Here is a 240-nt window from a genome sequence, read left to right as displayed (position 1 = left end):
TGCTCCCGGCGCGAGGCGGGGCTACCGGTGCACAGTGCCGGCGCCGATTCGGTCAGGCCCAGGCCGGCTATGACGTCCAGCTCGCCTTCGAAGCTCAGCAGCGCGGTGCCGGTGATCGCCCCGGGATCCCCGAGCTCACCCTGCCCATACCACACCCCGCGCGGCAGCAGGCCTTCCTGGAACACCCCGCGGATGGTGTCCATGACCTAGCGCGCCGGCATGTCCAGCACTGCGCTGGAT

1 pseudogene is annotated in these 240 nt (G+C 70.8%); it reads right to left on the bottom strand.

The features are described 5' to 3' along the window. Positions 1-240, bottom strand: a pseudogene (locus tag ACQG3P_RS22825) (polyhydroxyalkanoate depolymerase); the annotation flags it as partial.

Origin of the sequence: Stenotrophomonas sp. SrG (assembly GCF_050031795.1) — a bacterium.
Lineage (GTDB): Bacteria > Pseudomonadota > Gammaproteobacteria > Xanthomonadales > Xanthomonadaceae > Stenotrophomonas > Stenotrophomonas rhizophila_A.
The sequence above is the reverse complement of the archived record's forward strand: the minus strand, read 5'-3'. Positions and strand labels throughout refer to the sequence as shown.